The organism is Candidatus Pelagibacter communis (assembly GCF_001179845.1).
GTDB classification, from domain to species: Bacteria; Pseudomonadota; Alphaproteobacteria; order Pelagibacterales; family Pelagibacteraceae; genus Pelagibacter; species Pelagibacter ubique_Q.
Genome location: NZ_CVSB01000034.1, coordinates 1 through 3,515, shown reverse-complemented (window position 1 = coordinate 3,515; position 3,515 = coordinate 1). Strand labels below are relative to the sequence as shown.

5 protein-coding genes are annotated in these 3,515 nt (G+C 31.1%); 3 read left to right on the top strand and 2 right to left on the bottom strand.

Annotated features, from left to right (window positions below; genetic code table 11):
- Both AMN81_RS03070 and AMN81_RS03065 read left to right on the top strand, forming a co-directional pair.
- A partial coding sequence (locus tag AMN81_RS03070) for an aldehyde dehydrogenase family protein (RefSeq protein WP_143312057.1) occupies positions 1-828 on the top strand: 828 nt, incomplete at its 5' end.
- Positions 829-830: 2 nt separating this feature from the next.
- Positions 831-1,622, top strand: coding sequence for an HpcH/HpaI aldolase family protein (locus tag AMN81_RS03065; protein ID WP_072090656.1), 792 nt, complete (start codon positions 831-833; stop codon positions 1,620-1,622).
- A 5-nt stretch (positions 1,623-1,627) separates the two neighbouring features.
- On the opposite strand, the gene AMN81_RS03060 is transcribed toward AMN81_RS03065, so the two are convergent.
- Positions 1,628-2,044: a MarR family transcriptional regulator gene (locus tag AMN81_RS03060; RefSeq protein WP_072090655.1), complete on the bottom strand. Its 417-nt coding sequence runs from the start codon at positions 2,042-2,044 to the stop codon at positions 1,628-1,630.
- 28 nt (positions 2,045-2,072) lie between these two features.
- Entirely contained in the window at positions 2,073-3,050 is a 978-nt protein-coding gene (locus AMN81_RS03055) for a DUF1907 domain-containing protein (protein WP_072090654.1), read from the bottom strand.
- A gap of 88 nt (positions 3,051-3,138) precedes the next feature.
- Here AMN81_RS03055 and AMN81_RS03050 point away from each other — a divergent pair.
- Positions 3,139-3,515: ketopantoate reductase family protein (locus tag AMN81_RS03050; protein WP_179850561.1), on the top strand; the 377-nt coding region annotated here is incomplete at its 3' end.

The following is a 3,515-nucleotide window of genomic DNA, read 5'->3' as shown; positions in this document are numbered from 1 at the left end:
GATCCTGCTGAAATATCAAATGAATTAATGGAGTCTGATATAATTAAAAAAGTCTCAGTTACTGGATCTACTAGAGTAGGTAAAATTATTTTAAAAAAAGCAGCCGACAAAGTTCAAAGAGTTACAATGGAGTTAAGTGGACACTCTCCCTTTATTGTATGTGAAGATGTAGATATGAATAAAGTAGCTGATATAGCAATAACTGGTAAGTTCAGAAATAATGGACAAGTCTGTATTTCACCAAATAGATTTTATATCCAAGAAAATAGAAAAGATGAATTCGTTAATGCTTTTATGGAACGAGCAAAAAAATTAAAAATTGGTAACGGTATGGATGAGGGTGTGGATCTTGGACCTTTAACTACCGCTAAGAGATTAGAAGAAATTGAAAAGTTAGTTGAAACAACAAAAAAAGAAGGAGCTAAAGTATTAATGGGTGGACAAAGACCTTCTGGTTTTAATAAAGGTTATTATTATGAGCCAACTGTATTTGATGATGTAAAAGATAATTTTACAATAATGAAAGAAGAACCTTTTGGTCCACTAGTTCCAATATTAACTTTTAAAACCTTTGATGAAGTAATTGAAAGGGCAAATGATAACGACTTAGGTTTATGTAGTTACCTTTATACAAATTCCATGGATAAAGCTCATATTGGATCTGAAAAATTAGAGTCTGGTTGTGTTGCAGTAAATACTGGTGTTGTTGCAATTGCTGAAGCACCATTTGGAGGAATAAAACAAACTGGTTATGGTCGTGAAGGTGGGTCAGGTGCAATCAAAGATTATCTAAATGTGAAATATACTCACATGGGCTTAAAAATCTAAAAATGAGAAAAAATAAAGTTAAAGAAATGATGAAGGCAGGGAAACCTGTTATCAATGGTTGGCTTCAAATACCTAGTACTGTTTCAGCTGAAGTAATGGCTCATCAAGGTTGGGATTCTCTAACAATAGATATGCAACATGGCTTAGTTGATTACACTAATGCACTCCCAATGCTTCAAACAATTTCAACAACAGATGTAACTCCTTTAGCTAGAGTAAACTGGAATGAGCCAGGTCAAATAATGAAAATTCTAGATGCGGGTTGTTATGGAATTATATGTCCAATGGTAAGTAATAAAGAAGAAGCAGAAAGATTTGTTCAAGCTTGCATGTACCCTCCTCATGGTTATAGAAGTTTTGGTCCGGTTAGAGGATTAATCTATGGAGGTTCAGATTATGCAAAACATGCAAATGATGAAATGCTCAAATTAGCTATGATCGAAACAAAAGAGTCTTTAGAAAAACTAGATGAAATTATGTCAACACCTGGTGTTGATGGAATTTATATTGGACCAGCTGATTTAAGTTTAGCTATAGGTGAAGAGCCTGGTTTTGATAGAGCAGAAAACACAAAAGCTTATTCGGAAATATTAAGAATATTAGAGCATGCAAAGAAAAACAATATCTTTGCAGGTATTCATAATGGTACACCTGAATATGCACAAAAAATGATAAGTAAAGGTTTTAATTTTGTAACTATTGGAGCTGATCAGAGAGCTTTAAGTGCTGGTGCAAAAGCTGTTGTTGAAAAAATGAAAGGTTCTTCGAAAAAAGAAGAGTCTAAAGCTTACTAGGTAAACTATTTAACTCCCTTATAAAGAATATCTCTTCTGTCAATAAATTCTTCAAAAGTTTTAATTGTAATTACTGAAGGTAAAATAAATATAGATCTTTTATCTCGCTCGTTTCTAATAATTCTAAAATATCCTTTTTTAATTGCAGTATCGATATAAACATTTGAGGTTAAATATGATTTCTCGATTACTTTAAGTAATTGATTTTTAGTAATTGATTTATTTTTATAATAAGCAAGCATAACCATATGCAACATTATCCAATGTTGTGGAGTTAAGGAGAACCAATTCAATAATTCATTGGCTAACCTTCCTTCAAAATCGCCAAGTGATATTTCTGCTAATTGAATTCTTTTTTGAGTAAGTTTTGGTATTTTTTTTTGTTCTTCAAAGTGCTTAGGGTACTTGAACTGTCTTTTCATTTAAATAAATTTAAACTCATTGAGTTTTCTATTCAATACTATTTTTACTTAGTAGTTCTTTATAAATGTTATTTACTCTATGTACTTCTGTAGCAGTGTTAAAATAACCTTCATATTCTATTTCTTCAGGTGTTACGTCAAAATGATAATGCCCAGCATCTCTGTTATGTTCATAAGAATGAAAGTGAGTATGTTCACCAGACTCTCTTAAATTTAATTTTCCTCCAGTAGGATCACCAGTCCAAAGAACAGTATAACATTGCAATTTTGGTCCAACAGGTTCATAAAATTGAAGAAAATCTTTTACACATTTCATTTGTTTTGGATCATAATACTCATGTTTAATATCTTTATAATCAGGTTGCACGTGCGATCTTATTTTTCCATTTAATACTCTAAACACGCCAGCAAGAGATAAATGTTCATTATCTTTAATTTTTAAATTTTTTGATAAAGAAGACCTCATTGCTTGGGGCAAAGAACCTTGTTCTCCATTTCTACCTTTGATTTTTATTTTAATAACTTTTCCTTGTTTACCATCAGTGTAATAAATGTTTCCAAGTCCACCATGTTTTTTTGCAGAATATTTTTCAACAATACATTTTTTATCTGGGCTTACTCTTGCTATTATTGATTTAGACTCATCCGTAATTAAATTTTCATTTATAACTAATTCTCCACAGTGACCATTTAAACATGACATTGCACCTGATCCAGCTCCTAAGGCATAAGATTTTTCAGAGTTGATCATTTTGGATATTTCTTGATAGTCAAACTCTGCACCAATAAATTTTGGATCATGCATATAAGGTTCTCCACCAACATCTATTATTTTTTGATTTCCGCTTATTCCTTCAGATGGACAATCCCAATCTCTAAGATTAGGGCATTCTACCACTTCTACTTCAACATTTTTGAAATTTTCAGACAATCCTTTTCTTAATGCATCTGAAATATCTTCTAATGAGTAATCTTTAAAAGTTCCTTTTTCTATTTTTAATTGCATGATGTTAATAAGCTATAATTTATTTTGCATAATGTCTATAGATAATATATATAATTTCTATACATAAATAATTTTAAATAAGGTAACGATGATTAATAAAGATTTGAAAGTAGCTGTACTTGGTGCAGGAGCAATGGGTTGCTTGTTTGGTGGTTTGCTTGCCGAAAAAGGTTTGAATGTAATTTTAATTGATGTTTGGAAAGAGCATGTAGATGCAATTAATAAAGATGGTTTAAAAATGGATGGACATGGCGGTGATCGAGTAATCAAAGTTAAAGCCACTTCAGATCCATCATCGTTAGATAAAGTTGATGCTGTAATTGTTATGTGTAAAGCTACAGCTTTAGAGCCTGCATTAAATAGTATTAAAAATATCATAGGAGACAAAACAGTATTCATGTCTTTTCAAAATGGTATTGGTCATGAAGCAATTATTCAAAGTATTGTGGGTAATGAAAAAGTAAT

Coding starts and splice junctions, on each gene's coding strand:
- AMN81_RS03055 (WP_072090654.1), bottom strand. CDS start 3,050: ATGCAATTAAAAATAGAAAAAGGAACTTTTAAAGATTACTCATTAGAA.
- AMN81_RS03065 (WP_072090656.1), top strand. CDS start 831: ATGAGAAAAAATAAAGTTAAAGAAATGATGAAGGCAGGGAAACCTGTT.
- AMN81_RS03060 (WP_072090655.1), bottom strand. CDS start 2,044: ATGAAAAGACAGTTCAAGTACCCTAAGCACTTTGAAGAACAAAAAAAA.